General features: G+C 70.0%; 20 protein-coding genes. 14 read left to right on the top strand and 6 right to left on the bottom strand.

The window, feature by feature from the left end; all coding sequences use genetic code 11:
- Window positions 1-92: 92 nt before the first annotated feature.
- Window positions 93-611, bottom strand: a complete 519-nt coding sequence (locus tag AB8735_RS33155) for a hypothetical protein (RefSeq protein ID WP_372411365.1) — start codon at window positions 609-611, stop codon at window positions 93-95.
- A 93-nt stretch (window positions 612-704) separates the two neighbouring features.
- The gene (locus AB8735_RS33150; RefSeq protein ID WP_372411364.1) at window positions 705-1,397 is read right to left on the bottom strand and encodes an HAD family hydrolase; all 693 of its coding nucleotides are present in this window, start codon (window positions 1,395-1,397) and stop codon (window positions 705-707) included.
- Between the two features lie 87 nt (window positions 1,398-1,484).
- Between AB8735_RS33150 and AB8735_RS33145 the strand changes: the two genes are divergently transcribed.
- The 5 genes from AB8735_RS33145 to AB8735_RS33125 all read left to right on the top strand — a co-directional run bounded on the left by AB8735_RS33145 (window position 1,485) and on the right by AB8735_RS33125 (window position 5,163).
- Window positions 1,485-2,729, top strand: a complete 1,245-nt coding sequence (locus AB8735_RS33145) for a helix-turn-helix domain-containing protein (protein ID WP_372411363.1) — start codon at window positions 1,485-1,487, stop codon at window positions 2,727-2,729.
- A gap of 342 nt (window positions 2,730-3,071) precedes the next feature.
- Window positions 3,072-3,617, top strand: a complete 546-nt coding sequence (locus AB8735_RS33140; protein WP_372411362.1) for a winged helix-turn-helix domain-containing protein — start codon at window positions 3,072-3,074, stop codon at window positions 3,615-3,617.
- Window positions 3,542-4,144 carry a transposase gene (locus AB8735_RS33135; RefSeq protein ID WP_372411361.1) on the top strand — a complete coding sequence of 201 codons (603 nt, stop codon included), beginning with the start codon at window positions 3,542-3,544 and terminating at the stop codon, window positions 4,142-4,144. The genes AB8735_RS33140 and AB8735_RS33135 overlap by 76 nt, the downstream gene beginning before the upstream one ends.
- A 279-nt stretch (window positions 4,145-4,423) precedes the next feature.
- The gene (locus AB8735_RS33130) at window positions 4,424-4,813 is read left to right on the top strand and encodes a hypothetical protein (RefSeq protein ID WP_372411360.1); all 390 of its coding nucleotides are present in this window, start codon (window positions 4,424-4,426) and stop codon (window positions 4,811-4,813) included.
- Window positions 4,810-5,163 (top strand): hypothetical protein, encoded by a 354-nt coding sequence (locus tag AB8735_RS33125; RefSeq protein WP_372411359.1) that lies wholly within the window; start codon window positions 4,810-4,812, stop codon window positions 5,161-5,163. The genes AB8735_RS33130 and AB8735_RS33125 overlap by 4 nt, the downstream gene beginning before the upstream one ends.
- A gap of 329 nt (window positions 5,164-5,492) precedes the next feature.
- Here the strand turns inward: AB8735_RS33125 and AB8735_RS33120 are convergent, their stop codons facing one another.
- On the bottom strand, window positions 5,493-5,846 hold the full coding sequence (locus tag AB8735_RS33120; RefSeq protein WP_344027719.1) for a VOC family protein: 354 nt from the start codon (window positions 5,844-5,846) through the stop codon (window positions 5,493-5,495).
- A gap of 248 nt (window positions 5,847-6,094) precedes the next feature.
- On the opposite strand from AB8735_RS33120, the gene AB8735_RS33115 reads away from it, so the two are divergent.
- Window positions 6,095-6,223 (top strand): hypothetical protein, encoded by a 129-nt coding sequence (locus AB8735_RS33115; RefSeq protein WP_372411358.1) that lies wholly within the window; start codon window positions 6,095-6,097, stop codon window positions 6,221-6,223.
- Between the two features lie 156 nt (window positions 6,224-6,379).
- On the opposite strand, the gene AB8735_RS33110 is transcribed toward AB8735_RS33115, so the two are convergent.
- From AB8735_RS33110 to AB8735_RS33100, 3 genes are all read right to left on the bottom strand, one after another.
- On the bottom strand, window positions 6,380-6,691 hold the full coding sequence (locus AB8735_RS33110) for a hypothetical protein (RefSeq protein ID WP_372411357.1): 312 nt from the start codon (window positions 6,689-6,691) through the stop codon (window positions 6,380-6,382).
- 97 nt (window positions 6,692-6,788) lie between these two features.
- A complete protein-coding gene (locus AB8735_RS33105) occupies window positions 6,789-8,315 on the bottom strand; it encodes an FAD-binding oxidoreductase (RefSeq protein ID WP_372411356.1) in 1,527 nt (508 codons plus the stop codon).
- A gap of 116 nt (window positions 8,316-8,431) precedes the next feature.
- A complete protein-coding gene (locus AB8735_RS33100) occupies window positions 8,432-9,322 on the bottom strand; it encodes an alpha/beta fold hydrolase (protein WP_372411355.1) in 891 nt (296 codons plus the stop codon).
- Between the two features lie 326 nt (window positions 9,323-9,648).
- Here AB8735_RS33100 and AB8735_RS33095 point away from each other — a divergent pair, with 326 nt between their 5' ends.
- The 8 genes from AB8735_RS33095 (at window position 9,649) to AB8735_RS33060 (ending at window position 18,423) form a co-directional block, all read left to right on the top strand.
- Window positions 9,649-10,362, top strand: a complete 714-nt coding sequence (locus AB8735_RS33095; RefSeq protein ID WP_372411354.1) for a creatininase family protein — start codon at window positions 9,649-9,651, stop codon at window positions 10,360-10,362.
- Window positions 10,363-10,631: 269 nt separating this feature from the next.
- The gene (locus AB8735_RS33090; RefSeq protein ID WP_372411353.1) at window positions 10,632-11,771 is read left to right on the top strand and encodes a hydroxymethylcytosylglucuronate/cytosylglucuronate synthase; all 1,140 of its coding nucleotides are present in this window, start codon (window positions 10,632-10,634) and stop codon (window positions 11,769-11,771) included.
- Between the two features lie 47 nt (window positions 11,772-11,818).
- Window positions 11,819-12,814, top strand: coding sequence for a cytosylglucuronate decarboxylase (gene blsE, locus AB8735_RS33085; RefSeq protein ID WP_372411352.1), 996 nt, complete (start codon window positions 11,819-11,821; stop codon window positions 12,812-12,814).
- Window positions 12,802-13,623, top strand: a complete 822-nt coding sequence (gene blsF / locus AB8735_RS33080) for a CGA synthase-related protein (protein ID WP_372411351.1) — start codon at window positions 12,802-12,804, stop codon at window positions 13,621-13,623. Before blsE ends, blsF begins: the two co-directional genes overlap by 13 nt.
- Window positions 13,624-13,650: 27 nt before the next feature.
- Complete coding sequence (gene blsG / locus AB8735_RS33075) at window positions 13,651-14,799, top strand: arginine 2,3-aminomutase (protein WP_372411350.1); 1,149 nt, start codon at window positions 13,651-13,653, stop codon at window positions 14,797-14,799.
- Window positions 14,796-15,977 (top strand): DegT/DnrJ/EryC1/StrS family aminotransferase, encoded by a 1,182-nt coding sequence (locus AB8735_RS33070; protein ID WP_372411349.1) that lies wholly within the window; start codon window positions 14,796-14,798, stop codon window positions 15,975-15,977. The genes blsG and AB8735_RS33070 overlap by 4 nt, the downstream gene beginning before the upstream one ends.
- Window positions 15,974-17,206, top strand: a complete 1,233-nt coding sequence (locus AB8735_RS33065) for an ATP-dependent carboxylate-amine ligase (RefSeq protein ID WP_372411348.1) — start codon at window positions 15,974-15,976, stop codon at window positions 17,204-17,206. Before AB8735_RS33070 ends, AB8735_RS33065 begins: the two co-directional genes overlap by 4 nt.
- A complete protein-coding gene (locus tag AB8735_RS33060) occupies window positions 17,203-18,423 on the top strand; it encodes an MFS transporter (protein WP_372411347.1) in 1,221 nt (406 codons plus the stop codon). Before AB8735_RS33065 ends, AB8735_RS33060 begins: the two co-directional genes overlap by 4 nt.
- Window positions 18,424-18,521 lie beyond the last annotated feature (98 nt).

Here is an 18,521-nt window from a genome sequence, read left to right as displayed (position 1 = left end):
ACGTTCTGCCACGAGCTGGTGTGCTGGGTCAATTTGATGTCTCCGTCGGGGTCGCCGGAGTGACAACCGCAGCGGATGCCTTGGTGGTGGCCTCAGTCATCGGCGGCGACGATGAGCGTGATCCGCCCAGCCGAGCGATCGATGAGCACGAACTCGTGGAAGTAGTCGTGCACGCGTCCCCAGTCATGAATCGCTTCATCACCGAGCTCGCCGAGGTAGTGGATGCTGTCGGCTGCGGCCAGGCGGGCGAACACCTCCTGCTGCAGATCTGCCTCCAGTTCGGTGGGTACGTCCCGGAGCAAATCCGACCAGTTCTGCAGGATCTGCACAGCCTTCTCCTCGCCGATCGACTCGTAGAGGGCGGGAGTGATCAGCCGCAGCCAATACGGACCGTGCCGGGGCCCGTCCGGCAGCACTCCACCACCTGCATAGTCGTCCCGGAACTGCTCGTGCCCAATCAGGGCGGCGAGCAGCTCTCTATCGTCCACGGACTCCGCAGAGAAGCGGAGCTGCTTGATGTCAACCCATCGAAACCCGTGCTCCTTCGGATCCGGGGCATAGTGCCGAAAATTGATGAGGGTGCTTTCCTCGTGAGCGAGCCTGTTGTTCATGGCGCCAGCCTAGAAGCCGAACAAAAGGCCCTGCCGACCCACCGGCCTGTGTACTCCGGTCAAGTGCCGTAGGCACCACACCGCCGGGGCGGTCTACCGATCACCTGCGTATCGGCGCAAAGCGGCCATCAGCCGCTGGGTGTCCGTGAGATCTGACAGAACAACGTTGGCTCCGGCCTTACGCAGTTCCTCCATACTGCTACGACCGGTCGCCACCGCGACCACTCGAACTCCGTTGGCTGCTCCGGCTTCTGCCCCTGCCGGAGTGTCGTCGACGATCACGGCATCCTGTGCCTGGACTCCAGCCCGTTCCAGAGACAGGGCGACGAGGTCGGATCGTTCATCAGCGTCCTCCCCGAACGCCCCGGCCTCCCAAAGCATGTGGCTGTCGAGGCCGAACGTCCGGAGCTTGATTTCGGCGACCGCCCGCACGTTTCCGGAAACTACGGTCTGCACCCAACCCCTCTGAGCAGCCACAGCATCCAGCGCTTTCGCAGCTCCGGGCAGGGCGTAGCCTCGCTCGCGCAGGTCGGCCGCTCGCTGCGCGTGCGCTTCGGTCAATGCTTGAGCGAACCGTCCGAAATCGTCGCGGTCGGTCCGGAGTCCGTGAAGCCTGGCCGTTTCCCGGAAGATCACCGATTCAGTGATCCCGTCAATTTTGGCTTGCCGATGCATCCGCAGCCCTGTCGCCCGCTCGAATGCCAGCTCCGACAGCTCCCGGCCCACTCCACGCGTATCGATCAAGGTGTGGTCGATGTCCCACAGCACGATCCGGCGCAAGCCCATGCGGCTCCCCCCACCCGAGTCCGAGGTCAACAGGCTGTCACACGCTTGGCCAAGATCCCCTCCCCGCCTCCGCATCCACGGCGTACGGTGAACTCGCTGTCCAGCAAAGGGATGACGATGGCGAGTGAACTTCGGGTGGGCGAACGAATCCGCTACTGGCGCCGCCGGAACGGCAACCGCTCCCAGGCAGCCGTCGCCGGGTTGTGCGGGATCACCGAGGACTACCTCTCGCAGATCGAACGAGGGCGCAGAACCCCCACCCTGGAGGTGCTCGTGGCCCTGGCGCGCGAACTCGGGGTGCCGACCGCAACCCTCCTCGACGACCAGCTGCCCCCTGAGCAGCCTGCCCGATGTCTCCCCTCGGATGTCACACGCGTCCTGATGGGCTGCACCCCTCCCAGCGCGTCTGCTCCCGAACCTCCCGAGTCTCTTCGCGAACGGGTCAAGGAGGCCTGGCGCACCTGGCAGACGTCCCAGCAGCGTTACACCGATACCTCCAGTCTGTTGCCAGGCCTACTGTCCGACGTGGAGCACGCGGTGCGGACCTGCCGTTCGGGTACGGACGCACGAGCACGAAGAGAGACCCTCCGAGTCGCCGCCGACTTGTACGGCCTGCTGCGCTCGTACTGCCGACGCATCGGGCGTGTCGACCTCTCCCTCCTCGTGGCCGACCGGGCACTCCGCGCCGCCGAAGACGCGGACGATCCTCTGCGTATCGCGGCAGCTCAATGGAATCTCGGTCATGTGCTCCTGGCTCAGGACGACCCGGACGGTGCCGAACACATCGCTGCACTGGCCGCCGAAAAGCTCGCCGGCGCTCCCTCCAACAGCGAGACCGATGCCCTGACCGGCGCGCTTGAACTCGTCCGGTCGACCGCTGAAGCACGCCGCAGGGATTGGTGGGCTGCTCGCGACCGCATCGAGAATCATGCCGGGCCCAAGGCGCGAAGGGTTGGCGAAGGGAACGTCCACTGGACCGTCTTCGGGCCGACCAACGTCCTCCTGCACGCTCTCAGCATCGAAATGCTCGCGGGAGAGGCCGGCGAAGGGCTCCGCCGAGCGAATCGGATCAATATCACTCAAGCCCCCTCAGTGGAGCGACAGTTCACCTTCCTCCTTGATGTGGCCAGATGCTACGACCTCCGACGCGAGGACGCCGCTGTCCTCGTTCACCTCCTTGACCTTGAACAGATCGCCCCCGAGGACCTGGCACGCAGCACACTCGCCCGACAGATGGTCGGCGACCTGCGCCGCAGAGCCCGGCCGACGTACCGACGCCAAGTCGAAGACCTTGCCGACCGCTTGGGAATCGACCGGCGTCCGGTCTCTTGAGCTACCCGGTCTCTCAGACCGGGTAGCCCCCCGCCCTGATCCATACCGTCCTCGTCACTTACTGCCCGACAACGAGGACGCGACATGAACACCACCGTGACGGCTCCCCACTGGAACCTCTCCGGCACCCGGGTGGTCGGAGATGGTTCCCGCCTTGCCTTGCCGAAGCGGAGCTTCACCTCACCGCCTGGCCCGTACTGGCCGAGTCATCGACCGCCGGGACAGAGGCTCACCAACCCTCAAGCCCTGCTCGCTGCGTTCTCCGAAGCCCTCTAGAGATCTTTAACGGTGAGGGTTACCCGGCCTGCTGACATCTGACACGGTGTTCGCTATGCCGGGAGGATGAGGTATCCCGACGGCGGTGGACTGACCGCTGAGGAACGGGCTCGGCGTGAGCAAGTGCGGCTTGCCGCAGCTGATTTGATCGAGGCCGGGGCCAGCGATGGTGAGGTGGCCCGGCGTTTTCGGGTGACGCGGATGTCCGCGAACCGCTGGCGCCGGGCTCTTGCGGTGGGCGGGAGGCAGGCCCTGGCATCGAAGGGTCCCGGTGGCGCCCGATGCCGTCTCACCCCCGGCCAGCTGCGGGAACTGGAGGGCCTGCTGGATGCCGGCCCTGCCGCGCACGGCTGGGCCGAGGACCAGTGCTGGACCCTGGCCCGGATCGCCGAGGTGATCCGCAAGGAGTTCGGTGTCGGTTACACCCTGGCCGGGGCCGACCTGCTGCTGCACCGGATCGGCTGGAGCGTGCAGATGCCCGCCCGCCGGGCCGCCGAGCGCGACGAGGCAAAGATCGCCCAGTGGAAGGACGAGCAGTGGCCCGTCATAAAAGGACGGCGGCGGACCTGGGTGCCTGGCTGTGCTTCGAGGACGAGGCGGGCCAGGGGCTGAGGCCGCCCAAGGGCCGGACCTGGGGCCGGAAGGGTCACACCCCCGTGGTGCGGGTGACTGCTGCCGGGACCCGGCGTGTGTCCATGGCCGCGCTGGTCTGCACGAAGCCGGGCCAGCGGCCCCGGCTGATCTACCGCACCCTGGTGGACCGCGGCCCTCGCCGGGGCCGGCGCAAAGGCTTCGACGAAACCGACTACGCGCGACTCCTGGACGCCGCCCACCAGCAGCTGGGCGGACCGGTCGTTCTCGTCTGGGACAACTTGAACACCCACGTCAGCGCCCGGATGAGACAACTGATCGCGCAACGGTCATGGCTTACCGTCTACCAGCTGCCCGCCTACGCACCGGACTTCAACCCGGTCGAGGCGGTGTGGTCCCACCTGAAACGATCACTGGCCAACCTCGCCAAGCACGGCATCGACCAGCTCACCGCGCTGGTGAAGACCCGGCTCAAGCGGATGCAGTACCGTCCCGGCCTCATCGACGGCTTCATCGCCAAGACCCAGCTGGACTTCAGCCCTCCGTAACCCCAGCCATTAAAGATCTCTAGAGCCTCGCATGCCCATGACCCAGGACGTCCTACGCCACACAACCGAGCGATGCCGGATGGGCCACCACAGCAGTTGCCCCGGCGCGACGGTAATCCGTCGGATCTCCGGCGAGATCACCGCCGACCGCGCCGAGCGCCTGATCTGCACCTGCTCTTGCCACCAGGCGGTGAGCAGATGACCGCCGCCGGCGCAGACTGGCTCGCCCACTGTGCCCTTTCACCGACGACGGTGCGAACACAGTGGTGTGCAGGCGAGTTGGCCCCCATCCGCACAACCGCGTGGTCCGTCGTCGAGACGCATGACGTAGTCCAGGCCGCGGACGCGCTCCTCGCCCTCCGGCGAACCTGGCGCCCCGGGCCCGTCCTCGCCCACCCCGAGGGCCGCCGCATCTGGTGGCTCCTACCACCCGGCCAGGCCGCCGCGTTCGACGGGTTCCCCGGAGCAGTCGTGCGCCCGGCCGACTGGGCGTTGCCCTGCCCGCCGGTCGATGAACCGCTGTGTGGGCACGGCTGGTTGGAGAAGCCGGACGGCACCGGGCACCTCACCGACCCGCACCATCTCGCCGCCACCCTCGCCCAGGCCAACGACCCCGCCGTACCCGGCCTTCCCTATCGCCCCAGCACCATGTGGAGGACCGCAGCGTGACCCACCGCAAGCCCCGACCCATCGTCGGCCGCATCGACATCGAGCGCATCCGCGAGGACATCGAGCAGGGCATCCGCTTCTCCATCAACCCCTGCCGCCACGACGAGAATCTCGTCCCCCGTCTGTCCCGTGATCTGGAGAGGCTCATGGCCTGGTCCGAGACTCAACTGGCCACGGGCACCCCCGGAAGCGCCGGGTACGCAGTGCAGGAGAAGGCGCTGGCACGCGCCCGCAGGGTGACCGAACAGAAGGTGCCCGAGGGCGTACGGGCGCTGCAGGACTACGTCTTCGGCCTCTACATGGCCGTCAGCGGCCTCCTCTGCGCCTACGAGGGGATGCACCGGCCATGAACCCACCCCGGCAGAATCCCTGCCGCCTCCAACCCGCCGACCCCGCGACGACGACCGACTGGCTGGCAGCACAGAGCGGCGACCCGACCGGCGTCCACCGCGCCTGGGCCGACGGAAAGCCGGCGCTCGTCCTCGGAACCGGACCCCGATTCGCCACCCTGCGCGTCCCGTCCGCGTTCGTCCACCGCGCCGCGGGCAGCGCGAGTTGCGACCGCGTCCGCGCCCTCATCACCGAGTACGGCATCACCAGCGCCGTGGTGACCGACCCAGCACGACGCAGCTACTCCTTCCTCGTCCCATCCGAACCTCGAACGGCTGCCCGGCCCCGCTCAGCTCTTCCGCTCGCCCAGGACACAGAATTCGTTGCCCTCCGGGTCGAGGAGGGTCACCCAGTGCTGCTCGTCCTGCACGGTGTCGGCGGGCCGGGCACCGAGGGAGAGCAGCCGGGCGACCTCGGCCTCCTGGTCGTCGGGGCGGAAGTCGGGGTGGAGCCGGTTCTTCGCCGTCTTGCCCTCGGGGACAGGCACGAAGAGCAACCCCGGCATCCGGTCCGGCTCGGGCCGGATCTCGATGATCTCCTCGGTTTCGTCGACCACCACCCAGCCGAGAGCCTCGGCCCACCAGCGCCCCAGAGCGATGGGGTCGGAGGAGTCGACGATGATCTGTTCCCATTCAAGTGCCATGGGCGTGAGCATAAACAGGGTCGGCTGACTGCCCGGGCTGGGGGTGACTGCCGTCGACCGCCGTCGCCCAGAGCGGTGCAGTAGCGCGATGTGGTAGCAGCAAGTCGCGAGAAGTGATCGCTGCTGCACCACTCCAGGGGGCACCACCGTGGACGCCCGGACAGGCAGGCCCAGAGCGGGTCGCACCATCGCGCGACAGCACAGGAACGGTCCGCGTCTGAACAGCCTTGACCGGAAGGAGCGCGCACATGGGCAAGAAGGACGGCAACGCCGTGATCATGCGCAAGGGCGACCGCTGGACCGTCGTTCCGCTTCGGTGGCTCACCAACGACGCGGTGGGCACCATCAAGGCCCAGGCCGGTATCGGCCTGGTCTGACCCCCTCGCGGCCCCGTCTGCACCACGATGAATCTTCATGACATCGGCAAGCCGGTGAGTCGACCGACCGCCCCAAAGGCGGCCGAGGTCATGGAGGCGGCCGCGATACGCGGTCCGTTGCCGGGGTGAGTGCGCGCGAGGTCGCCGACTTGACCGTCAAGCCGACCGCCGACACGGCTCCCCGATCACCCTCTCCGGCAACTCCGCAAACCCGGAAGCCGCATCGGGGCCGGCGCCCTCGCACACCACGGAACCACCGCCCCCGTCCCGCGCCTTGAGCACGAACCGCCCCCGGATCATCCCGAGCGAGGCCGCCTCGAAGGGTGCCTCACAGTGCCCTTCGGCGGCGGTTCCGTGTGGGTGGGGGACGAAGCGGTCGCAGGTGTAGGTGTAGGGACGAGGGGATTCGGCAGCGGCGGGCACGAGGGTGAGGGTGAGCGCGGCGACGAGTGCTAGGGGCGCGGTCATGCTCCAAGTCTGGTGGCGGAGTTCGGACTCCGCCCAGTGGGAGTCGCCGCGGACGAGCACACGGGGCTCGACGGGCGCCACCGATCACGGGGCCGTCCTACGGAAGCTGGACGGACTGCCTGTGGTGGAAGACGTTCCGCGGGTCCCAATGGCGCTTCGCGTCCTGCAGGCGGCGGTAGTTGTCCTTGTAGTAGAGCCGGGGGTAGGCGGGGTCCCGGTCGGTGGCGATGCCCAGGTCGGTGTCGGGGTAGTTCACGTACGCGCCGTCCGTGACACGGTCGTTCAGCTCGTCGCTGATCTCCGGTACGCCGCCGGTCGCCCGGTACAGGTCCGCGTACCAGTCCCGCATGAAGCCGGTGTGGAGGTCGTCCTCGGCGCGGTCGGTCCAGTACGACTGGAACTGGAGCTTGAAGATGGAGTCCCGCTGGGGGACGGCCGTGTCGCCCGGGTGCGGGCGGTTGATCCGGCACCCGTAGGAATCCGCCTGGACCAGGGTCTTCGACATGTCCGCCCCCGGGACGTCCAGGGTCAGCCAGGAGTAGAGGGAGTCGATCTGCTCCTGCGTGAAGGGGTGCCGGTGATAAGCCGACTTGTACTTGCCCCGCTGGTTGTCGCCGGAGCCGTTCAGGGTCTGGGTGGCCTGGAACCACGGCATCTGGCGGCGCTTCTCGGGGAGATGCACCGCGATGCCGCCGACGCTGAACAGCTGCGCGGTCGAACTCGTCGCCACTCCCGCCTCCATGGCGCGGACGTAGGCGTCGAGCAGCTCCGGGTCCTCCTCGTCCCACTGGCTCAGCAGAACGACGTTCCCATTGGCCTTGTGGGTGAGTTTGAGGATGCTGAACAGCCCCGGATAGAGCCTCTCGTCCTTCGCGCTGTGCTCGGCGAAGAAGGTGCCGAAGTTCTTCACCAGCCGCTCGAAGTCCTCCGGGCGCTCCAGGAGACCGTCCTTCCAGGGCCAGGCGATGCTGCTGAGCCATACGCGCGCCGGGGGTTCGGGGATGTCGTCCGCGAAGTAGTACCGCAGGACGACGCCGAAGTTCCCACCGCCGCCGCCCGTATGGGCCCAGAAGAGGTCGCCTTCGGGGCCGTCGTCCTCGCGGTGGGCGCCGATCACCTCGACCACGGGCGGCTCGTCGGGCCCGCCCCGCACCGTCACCACGTCCACCTGCACCAGGTGGTCGACCACCAGCCCGTGGCGGCGGGAGAGGAACCCGAACCCGCCGCCCGCGACATGGCCGCCCGAACCGACCGAGTAGCAGGATCCGCCGGGGACCGCCTTGCCGAACCGCCGGAAGAGGGTGGTGATGACATCCCAGTTGGTGGCCCCGGCCTCGACGACGTAGGCGGCCTCTCCCCGGTTGTCGGTGCCCTTCCGGACACCGTTCATCAGGCTCAGGTCGAGAACGACCCCGCCCGTGTTGGCCACGAAGTCCTCGTAGCAGTGCCCGCCGCTGCGAACGGTGGGACGGAGACCGTTCTCCACGGCCTCGCGCACCGCCGCCACGGCCGACGCGTCGTCGTGGATCAGCTGGATGTAACTCGGTCTGCCGACCCAGCGCTGGTTGAATCCCTGGCTGAGCGTCTCGTACCGAGGGTCGCCCTCTTCCACTCGCCAATTCATGCGAACTCGTCCCCCTCCGGGGCGCGGCCGGGCAGATCAAGGGCCACCAGGATGGGAGATTCGAGGACCGTACGGCAATTACTTCACCACTAGACAGATAATCCGACGACTATCTTTCAGTGCTTCGCACCCAGGAACCGGAGAACCCGCTCGTTGTACTCGACGGGCTTCTCCGCGGGCACGATGTGCCCGGCACCTTCGACGAACGCGGCCTCGGATCCGGCCGACAGCGACGCACCGATCGCCGCGAGCCCCTCCGCGTCCAGGACGACGCTCCTGTCCTCCGTCCCGTGCAGATACAGCGTCGGCTGGGTCGGCACCTCGCCCCAGAGCTCGGCGTGCCGAGCCGCCCATTCCGGCGTTCCCATCTCCTGCGGGGCGAAATTCATCCGGTACAGATCGATCGCGGCGCGCAGCCGCGCCGGCTCTCCGAGGGCCTTCCTGGCCGCCTCGAAGTCCTCCGTGGCGTCGTAGTCGTCCGCGGTCCACTTGTCCTGCATGACCTGGCGCACCCATGCCATGCCGTTCGCGGCCAGCACCTCGTCGGCCATGGCCATCTGGAAGAACCAGAAGTGGTTCAGCCGCTCGATGCCCTCGTAGGTGCTCGCGTACTCCCCGAAGAACGCGAGCGGCGGGACATCGCTGACCACCACCCGCGACCAGCGCCCCGGCTCGGTGTGGGCCGCGCCCCAGGCGGTCGCCGCACCCCAGTCGTGGCCGACGAGCACCGCATTCCCGTCACCGCCCAACTCCTCGTGCAGAGCGTTCGTGTCGGCCACGAGATCGGCCAGACGCATGCTGCCGTCGGCCGGCAGGGCGGACGGGGCGAACCCGCGGATGTTCGGGGCGACGGCCCGGTATCCGGCCGCGGCGAGCGCCGGTATCAGGTGCCGGTAAGTGGATTCCCCGGATTCCGGGAATCCATGGAGCAGGAGCGCGAGCGGGCCCTCGCCCTCCTCCACATAGGAGATGTCGATGCCATTGGCGACAACGTGCCCGTGCTTCATTGGAATTCCTTGCCTGTGAGATCTGTGAGCCGTGCGGTATTTCCGCCCCGGTTTCCTCCCGGGGCTTCTCCAGACTCGCTCACCGGCTCGGGCCCCCACAAGTACCCACTCTTTTGTTAGCACTTACCTCGCGGTAATGGTCGGGCGGCCAAGATGCGCAGATCGCCATCGCCCCCGCTCTCGCACCGAACACTCCCGGACGCGAACTCCAGCTCCAGCAGGTACCGGGCAGTATCCGAAGTCCCATCCTTCTTGGACCGGTTCGAAGCGGCTGAAGGCCGGTTCACGACCTGACGGGATCAGAGGTGATGCGAAACGCTGAAACCATGGACGACTTGATCACCCACGCCACCACCAAGGACGTGAGCGAACTCGGCTCCGCCGTGGCCGTCTTGCCGGTGGGAAGCTTCGAACAGCATGGCGATCATCTTCCCCTGATCACGGACACGGCGATCGCCTGCCTCATCGCCCGCCGCGTGGCCGACGACCACGGGCTCTTCCTCCTGCCTCCGATCACCATCTCCTGCTCCCACGAGCATGCCTTCAAGGCCGGCACGGTCAGCATCACCGCCGGCACCTTGTACGCGATGGTGAACGACATCTGGCGCTCGCTCGAAGCCTCCGGCGTCCCGGGCCTGCTGATCGTCAACGGCCACGGCGGCAACTACGTCCTCCAGAACGTCGTTCAGGAGCTCAACGTCGGCAACCCACGCATCGCGCTCTTTCCCGTCCGCGAAGACCGCGCCAAGGCCCGGGCGGATGCCGGGCTGGAGAGCAGCAGCGCCGAGGACATGCACGGCGGCGAGTTCGAGGTCTCGCTCCTGCTCCACGGAGCCCCGGACCTCGTACGCGAGGGCATCGCAGCGGACGATCACTCGGCGCCCAGCCGCCCGCACCTCCTCACCCTCGGCATGGCCGGCTACACGGCCAACGGCGTGATCGGGCGCCCGTCGTTGGCCTCAGCAGCCAAGGGCAAAGCGCTGCTGGACAGCTTGTCGCGTTCCGCTCGCGCACACCTGGGCGTAATCGCTCCTCGATGAAAGCGGAAGGGGGCACCAAGCTGTGCACCCTTCCCCTCTCCATCCCCTGACCGCTACCGCCTCGGCAACTCCTCTTTTCCAGCCACCGAGTTGCGCTCCGTCCCCCGACGCGCCCCCGCACACACCCCATTGGGAGCCCCCAGCAACCACCTCCCCCGCCCCACCAGCCCATCCACCCCGATCCATCGGATCGTCAGTTGTTCATCGACGGCCGGAACCGATCGGTACCGGTCTTGTGTCGCCCCGTCGGCGCACGTGACCGTTGAGGCATGAACTTCATTCCCGGGGCACGGTCCGGAGCAGGCAGTCAGCGGGTGACCGTCGCCGTCGCGGGTGCCGAGTTCGGGTGGGGTAGTTCGGGGAAGTTGCGGGCCGTGATGGAGGCGGTGCGGGAGCGGGCCGGCGTGTCGGTGCGGTTCGTGGGGATCGGATCGGGGCTCGGGCGGCCGTTGTTGGCGGATCAGCCCGTCGAGCGGTGGTACGACTCGGGCGACCAGGTCCGGGAGCAGGTGAGTGCGGCCGTGGTCGTGCTCGATGGGGCGGCTGCGCAAGGTCTGGAGAAGGCCGGGGTGCCGACTGTTTTCGTCGACAGTCTGCCTTTTCTCTGGACCGAAGGGGATCGGGGGGCACTGCCGTTGGAGGCAACGGTGTACTGCGCCCAGCGGTGCGGGGAGTTGCCTGCCGAGAGCCGCGGCGTCCTCGGCTCCGTGCGCCGACTGCGATGGGTCGAGGCCGTCATCGGGAAGACGGAGGGCGGCGCGCGGCACGGCGGGGCGTTCCGTACCGCCCTCGTCAGCCTCGGCGGGCTCAAGGCGCCCAAGCTCGGTGACTGGACGCGGTACCCGCGGCTCGTTGTGCCCGCCACGCTCGCGGCCCTCGCCGAGTATGGGGTGGAGGAGGTGCATGTGGCGGGTAATCTTCCTGATGAGTGCGCGAGTTGGGTGTCGAGCGCTCCGGCGCGTACGACCTTCGGCGCTCTCCCCCACGGCGAGTTCCTCAAGCGCCTCGCCGGCTGCGACGTCCTCCTCGCCTCCCCCGGCCTGACCACCCTCCTCGAAGCCGGCTCCCTCGGCGTCCCCGCCGTCTGTCTGCCGCCGCAGAACCTCAGCCAGATCTTCAACGGGCGCTTCCACGCCGAGGCCGTCGGTGCCGACGTCCGCGTCGCCTGGCCCGAGGATGTCTTCCGGGAGGAGGAGGCGTTGCGACTTCGTGCGCAAGGGGAGGACTGCGCACTGAAGCTGATCTACGGCGGGATCGCCCGCGCCCGGGGTGCGGGGCTCACCGAGGCACTGGGGGCCGCCCTTCGCCGCGCACAGGACGGCGCCTCGTGGGGAGCTCTCACCGCTGCCGTCGGGACCGGCGGCGCGGCGCAGGTGGCCGATGAGCTGCTGGCATTAATCCGCAGCTGATACCGCGTCAACTTCCGCTCGAACGGCCCGGAGGGCTCAACCCGTCCATGAGCATGAGCAAGCGCGAACGCTACCTCTTCATCCGCATCCTGGAAGCCTGCAACGCCGACTGCTTCATGTGCGAGTTCGCACTCTCCCGCGACACCTTCCGCTTCTCGGCCGAGGACTTCGCCGAGATCCTCCCCGAGGCCCGCCGGGCGGGTGTCGGGTACGTACGGTTCACCGGCGGCGAGCCGCTGATGCACCGGGACGTCGTGGAACTCGTCCGCACCGGCACGGACGCCGGGATGCGGATGTCGCTGATCACCAACGGGGCGCTGCTGCCGAGGATGGTCGGGCGCCTCGCCGACGCCGGGCTCGCCCAGGTGGTCGTCAGCGTCGACGGCGCGTCGGCCGCCACCCACGACCTCTACCGGCGCTCCCCCGGGATGTTCGACAACGCTCTGCGCGGGCTGCGCGCGGCCGCCGCGCTCGGCGTGCTGCCCCGGGTCAACTCCGTCGTGGGGCCGCACAATTACGCAGAGATGCCGCTGCTCCAGGAGGTGCTCACCGAGGCCGGGGTCCGGCAGTGGGAGCTGTCCGCACTCAAGCTGGAGCGGGTCATCGCCTATCCCGACCCGGACGATGTGCGCCGGGTCGGCGACCGGGTCTACAACGCCGATCCGGCGCAGCTGCTGGTCCCGCTCGGGAAGCGGTTCTACGGGGACACGCCCGAGGAGCAGGAGCGCTATTTCACCCGGTCCGAGACCCCGCGGGCGTCCCGTCCGCTGTGCCATGTCGTCGACGACGTCATCTACGTCGACGGCAAGTACGGGCGGATGTACGCGTGCAGTTGCCTTCCGCACCGCGACGGGGGCGGAGCGCCACTCCGCGACAGCGATAACGACAGCGGCAGCATCCGGCTGGACACCCCGGCGTTCCGCTCCCACGCGGACTTCTTCCGCGACCGCGGGCCCGACCTGTGCTCCGGCTGCTCCACCACGGCCGCCGGCTACAGCGACGACGTCGCCCGGCTCGGAACGGCGGCGCCGTGGCAGTACTGACCACTCCCCGTCGCACCCTTCTCCTGAGTCGTGACGACGAGTTGGACTCGGTGCTCGCGCTGCGCCGGATCGCCGCCCACCTCGGGGGCCTCGACCTCGTCGGGGACGCGCCTGCCGATGCCGCCCTCGTCTGCGACGATGCCGACGCGGCCCGCCGGCTCCTCGCGGCGGGCGTCCCGGTCGTCCATCTCCGTTCGGGGCACCCCGCCAAGGACGAACCACCGCCTCCTGAAGGGGTGTTGAGCTGGGCGCATCGGCCCGGCTGGCTACCAGGACCCACCACCGGGCGGCCCACCGGGGCGCTCGCCCCCGCCCGCCCGGCCCAGCACCGTTCCCGCTCGGGGACGCTGCTCCTGCTGTCCCTGTGGGGCGTTCCCGACGGCGAGGCCGGTGCCTTCGTCTCCGGCCCGCTGCCCGGGCTCGTACGGGAGGCGGTCCGCCGGACCGGGAGTTGCACGGTGGTGTCCGATGCCCGCCTGGACGGCGCGCTGCACGTCACGGAGGCGGACGTGGACGCCCTCCACGCCTCCTGCGCCGTCCTCCTCGCCTCGCCCACCCTGGGCGCCCTGACGCTCGCCCACGCCCGCCGCTCCCCCGCCGCCCTGCTCCCATCGCTCGGTGACACCCAACGCGACCTGGCAGAGCTGGTATTGAGCGCCGTCTCCCTGCCATGGGCGCTGGACCCGGGCGGTGCGTGGGGACCGCCCGACGACAACCCCTGGGCCGCGCTCGACCCGTCCCTGGACGATCTGCGCGGCGCCCAGCGCGTCGCCCGCTCGCTACGCCAACTCACCCTTGCCCCTTGGTAGATCCGAACCCCGGACCCTGGAGCCGTCATGCCCGGCAGCACGAGCCCCGAAAGCCCGTTCCGCCCCCACGTCCCGCCCGAACAGTGGAACGACTGGCGCTGGCACATGCGCAAACGGATCACCAGCCTCGACAAGGCCCGCCAGTGGATCCGGCTCACCCCCGAGGAGGAGAAGGCCGTGGCGGGGACGGCCGGCAAGTACCGCTGGAGCGTCACCCCGTACTACGCCTCGCTCATGGACCCCGACGACCCCACCTGCCCGGTGCGTCTGCAGGCCGTGCCCTCGCCGGCCGAGCTCGCCCCGCACCCGGGCTCCGAGGTGGACCCGGTCGGCGACATGCTTTACCGCAAGACCAACCGGGTCGTGCACAAGTACCGGGACCGGGTGATCCTGCTGGTCACCGAGGCGTGCCCGGTCTACTGCCGGCACTGCACACGCAAGTTCCACACCACCGACCTCGACGGCACGTACTTCCGCGACGACGAGGGCGGCGACTACGACGAGGATCTGCGCTACATCGCCGAACACCCGGAGATCCGGGACGTGTTGCTCACCGGGGGCGATCCGCTGTCCTATCCCGACGGCCGGCTGGAGAAGATCGTCTCGGCGCTCCGCGCGATCCCCAGCGTGGAGATCATCCGCATCGGGAGCCGCTTCCCGGTGCTGCTGCCGCAGCGCATCACGGACGAGCTGTGCGCGATGCTCGCCCGTTACCACCCGGTGTGGCTGAACACCCACTTCAACCACCCCAAGGAGATCACCGAGGAGTCCGCGGCGGCGGTGGACCGGCTCCTGCGGCACGGCATCCCCGTGGGCAACCAGACCGTCCTGCTGCGCGGCGTCAACGACGACGTCGCCACGATGCGCGCCCTGATGACAGGGCTGCTCGCGATCCGGGTGCGGCCGTACTACCTCTACCACTGCGACAACGTCACCGGCGTCTCGCACTTCATGACCTCCGTGGAGAAGGGCTGGGAGATCATGGAGGGCCTCCAGGGCCACATCACCGGTTTCGGGGTGCCGCAGTACGTCCTGACGACCACGCTCGGCAAGATCCCCGTCGCACCGCCGTACTTCAGCCATGTCCCGGACGGCCTGCTGCTCCGCAACCACCGGGGCCAGGAGATGGTCGTCGACCGGAGGGTGCACCCGATCACGGAGGCGGACGTCCCATGACCCTCGACAAGCGGCTGGGGCAGCGCTTCCTGCCCTACGGAGCGAACTACCTCGACTGGTCCGACATGACCGAGCTGGAGGAGGTGATCGGGCACCGGGTGCTGTTCCGCTACCAGACGGAGGGCGAGAGCATGGCCTCGCGGCTGGAGCGCCGGGTGGCCGAACGGCTGGGCGCCGGGCACGCGTTGGCCGTGCACAACGCCACCGAGGCACTGCGGCTGGCGCTGATCTCCACCCGGCCGCGGGTGGGCGACCTGGTGTACATCCCGGCCGTCACCTTCGTCGCGGTGGCGGGGGCGGTGCTCTCCAGCGGGCTGGTCCCCGTGCTGGTGGACGCGGACGAGTCGCTCTCCCTCGACCCGACGCTGCTGCCGGCGGACGCCCGGCGGGTGGTCGTGGCGCACATGGAGGGCGTGGTGGCGCCCGTGCCGTACAGCGTGCCGTATGTGATCGAGGACTGCGCCCAGGCGCTCGGCGCGCGGCTGCCGGACGGGCGGCACGCCGGGACGGCCGGCTGGGCCGGGGTGTTCAGCTTCCATCACAACAAGGTGCTCACCTCGGGCGAGGGCGGGCTGCTCGTCACCGGCGACGCCGGGGCGTGGGCGACGATGCGCCGCTACCACGACCACGGTTCGGCCCGGGTGCCCGGGCGCTATCCGACATGGGACGAGGACGCGCACTTCGGCGAGAACATGGTCACCAGCGAGGAGGTGGCGGCGATCCAGTGCCAGCAGTTCCGGCACCTGGACGAGCTGCTGGCCGGGCTGGAGCGGATGTACGCCGTCGCCCTGGACGGACTGCCCTCGCGCACCGACCTCGCACTGCTGCCGCGCTCCGCGGGCGACGTCAAGGTCAGCCTGCGCTTCCGGTGGGAGTCCCGGGAGCTCCGCGACGCCGCGGTGGCCTGCCTGACCGCCCGGGGCATCGCCAACTGGACGCTCAACAAATACCTGTTGACGGATCATCCGGTGCTCACCGGCCGCCGCTCGCTGTACGCCGACGGCTTCCCGTGGAACCACGCCCCCGGCAACCGGCCGCTCGCCCTCAGCCGCGACGGCTTCGCCCGCACCCGGGACCTGCTGGACCGCACCCTGTGCGTCCCGCTCTCCCCGGAGCTGCCGGAGGCCGAACAGGTCCTCGCGGTCAAGGCCGTGCGCCAGGCGCTGGAGGCGGTGTGACCGAGGATCCCGTGCTCCTGCTGGTCGACGACCGCCCCTCGACGTTCACCCGGTACGCGGCCCGGGCGCTCGACGGCCGGCTGGTGCTGCTGCGGTTCGCGGCCCTGCACCGGGACCTGTCGCCGGAACACCTGGACGCCACCGCGCACCTGCCGGCGTTCTGGGTGCGCGACGGGGTGCCACTGCGGGACGAGGCGCGGCGCTACAAGGAGTGGGCGGCCCGGCTGCCGAGGCCGCCGTCCCGGTTCTGCAACCCCTCCGAGCCGCGCCAGTCCGTCGCCCAGCGGTTCGCGGGGCTGGCCGGGCTGCCGCACCTGTCGCGCCGGCAGGTGCGCTGGGTGCGGGACAAGGCCGCGATGAAGGAGCGCTTCCGGGAGCTGGGGCTGCGCACCGCCCGCTGGGCGCGGGTGCGCACCCCCGCGCACGTCGAGCGGTTCGCGGCGCGGCACGGCTGGCCCGTCGTCCTCAAGCCGGTGGACTCCTTCGCCTGTGTGGACACCCACCGGCTGACCGGCCCGCCCGCACACCTCCGCATGGAGGGGCGGGAGTGGCTGGCCGAGGAGCACATCGGCGGGACGGAGTGGGAGGTGTGCGCACTGATCCACGGCGGACGGGTGCTGGACGCCTGGCCGAGCGCGATGCCCTGCCGCCCGCTGGACATCGTCGACGGCGCGATGAACGCCAACATCAGCGTCGGCAGCGGCGAGGGCCCAACGGTGGACCTGCGCGGGATGCTCCAGCGCATCGTCACCGGGATGGGCATCGACCACGGCTATGCGCACATGGAGTTCTTCCTGGTGGACGGCGTGGTGTACGCGAGCGAGATCGGGGTGCGGCTGGCCGGGTGCGAGATCCCCGCCAACCACGGCCACGCCTACGGGTTCGACGTCTTCGGCGCCACGCTCGACGTCTACCGGGGCCGCCGCCCGGCGCTCGACTACGGCGAGCGCCGCTGCGCGGGCGACCTGCTGCTGCCGCTGCCCGGGTCGGGGACGGTCCGCTCCGTCACCTCCCGGGAGGAGCTGCTGCGCATCCCCGGGGTCCTCGACGCCGTTCTCAAGGTGGGCGCCGGTGACGTCGTCGCGGCCCGCCGCGCCTCGCACAACGCGTCCGGATACGTCCATGTCGCGGGAGCGTCGGTCGGGGAGGTGGAACGTCGTATGCGCGAGGTGCTGTCCGCGTTCGCCATCGAGCTCGTGCCGACGGCCCTTTCGGAGGAACGGATTTGACGAACGGACTGCCCCGCCGCTTCCTGGCCCTGCTCACCCGCCGGCACGTGGCGGGCGCGGCCTGGTGGAGCGTCGTCGCCCGGCTGCCCGTGTACCTGATGTCGCTGGCCCTGATCCTGGTGGTCCGCGAGCAGGGCGGCGGGTACGCCCGGGCCGGGCTGGTCGCCGCCCTGTACACACTCGGGCTGGCGGCCGGCGGGCCGCTGGTCGCCCGGCGCGTGGACCGGCACGGGCGGCGCGCTGTCCTGGCCGTCACCGCGGTCGTCTGCCCGGCGTCGGTCGCCGTCCTGGTGTGGGCCGCGCGCCCCGACGGCTGGCTCCAGCCGGCCGCGGCCGTCCTCGCCGGGGCCTCGCTGCCGCCGGCCAACGCGGTCATGCGCTCGCTGTGGGCGCGGCTGCCGCTGGCGGACGCGGAGCGGGAGACCGCCTACCTGTGGGAGGCGCTGCTCACCGAAGTCCTGGTCGTCGGGGCGCCGTTGATGCTCGCCGTGCTGATGCTCACCGGCTCCGCCGGGGCGGCGCTGACGGCGGCCTCCGCGGTCGGGGGGCTCGGGGCGCTGGGGCTGGCCTTCGTCCGGCTGCCGGTGGACGGGGCGGAGCCCCCGGACGGTGTGCGCGATCCGCTGGGTCCGCTGCGGTCCCCCGCGCTGGCGGTGCTGCTCGGGGTGATGGCCGCCTGCGCCGTGCCGGTCGGACTGATGACGCTGGCCATCCCGGCGTTCGCGGACGCGCACGGTGCGCGGGGCGGCACCGGATTCGTCTACGCCTGCTGGGGCGTGGGCAGCGCGGCGGGGGCGCTGTGGCTGGGCCGGTCCCCTTCCCGGACCCCGGTGCACCGCCGTTTCCCCCGGCTCGTCCTCGCCTACGCGCTGGGCTCGTCCCTGCCGCTGGCCGCCACGGACCAGGTGACGCTGGCGGCGGCCCTCGCGGTGGGCGGTGCGCCGATCGCGCTGGTGTCGGCGAGCGAGATGACGCTGGTCGGGCAACTGGCCGACGGGCGGCTGCTGACGGAGGCGTTCACCTGGGCGTCGCTGGCGACGGTCGCGGGGGACGCGGTGGGCCAGCAGGCCGGGGGGCTGCTGGTGGAACGGGTGGGTGCGCAGGGGGTGTTCGCGGTGGCGTTCGTGGTGGCGTTGGGGGCGGCGGGGGTGGCGTTCGGGTGTGGGGGGTTGCTGGGGGCGGGGTCGGTGGCGGGACGGTCGGGGGCGGTGCGGTGACGTTCGCACTGCGGTGGGTGGGGTTTGCCCCTGGCCCGCCCTTTCACCGTTTCTCGCCGCGCTCCGCGCGGGGCAACGCGGCTGCGCCGCGTTCGTCC

Origin of the sequence: Streptomyces luteireticuli (assembly GCF_041519305.1) — a bacterium.
GTDB lineage: Bacteria > Actinomycetota > Actinomycetes > Streptomycetales > Streptomycetaceae > Streptomyces > Streptomyces luteireticuli.
This window is presented reverse-complemented; position numbering and strand designations above follow the sequence as displayed.